The sequence below is a fragment of the Streptomyces sp. AC627_RSS907 genome (genome assembly GCF_019049165.1).
In genome coordinates, this window is record NZ_JAGMUE010000905.1 from 1 (window position 1) to 647 (window position 647).

Annotated in this window: 1 protein-coding gene; it reads right to left on the minus strand. The window is 76.7% G+C overall.

Annotation, left to right across the window (positions count from 1 at the left end):
* Window positions 1–647, minus strand: a 647-nt coding sequence (locus KUM32_RS39380) for an aminotransferase class V-fold PLP-dependent enzyme (RefSeq protein WP_217146551.1), incomplete at both ends; no start/stop codon positions are given.

Consider the following 647-nt stretch of genomic DNA (forward strand, 5'->3'; position numbering starts at 1 on the left):
GCCCGTAGCAGGAGTCGTACGGCACCTCGCCGGCGACCCAGCCCGCGAAGACCGGCGTGACGTCGGACCGGTCGTCGGGGGTGACCAGGAAGGCCGCGCCGCGCGGGGCCAGCAGCCACTTGTAGCCCACCGTCGCCAGGTAGTCGAAGTCGTCGGCGCGCAGCGGGAGCCAGCCCGCGGCCTGGCTGGCGTCGACGAAGGTCCGCGCGCCGTGCGCGCGGGCCGCGTCCCGGATCGCGGCGAGGTCGGCGATCCGGCCGTCCGCCGACTGCACGGCGCTCACGGCGACCAGCGCGGTGCCGGGCCGCACGGCGTCCGCCAGTTCCGGCAGCGGGACGCTGCGCAGCTTGAGGTCGCCGCGCACGGCGAACGGGTTGACCAGCGAGCTGAAGTCGTCGTCCGCGACGAGCACTTCCGCGCCCGCGGGCAGCGCGGTGGCCAGCAGCCCGGCGTACACCGCGACCGAGGCGCCGGCCGCCACCCGCGAGGCGTCGACCCCGACCAGCCGGGCGAACAGCTCGCGGGCCTCCTGCACCGCCTCGAAGCCCTCGCGGACGTACGGCCGCCCCACGCTGTACTCGGCGATGGCGGTGCGTACGGCGTCGGTGGCGTCCCGGGGCAGGACGCCGAGGGAGGCGGTGTTGAGG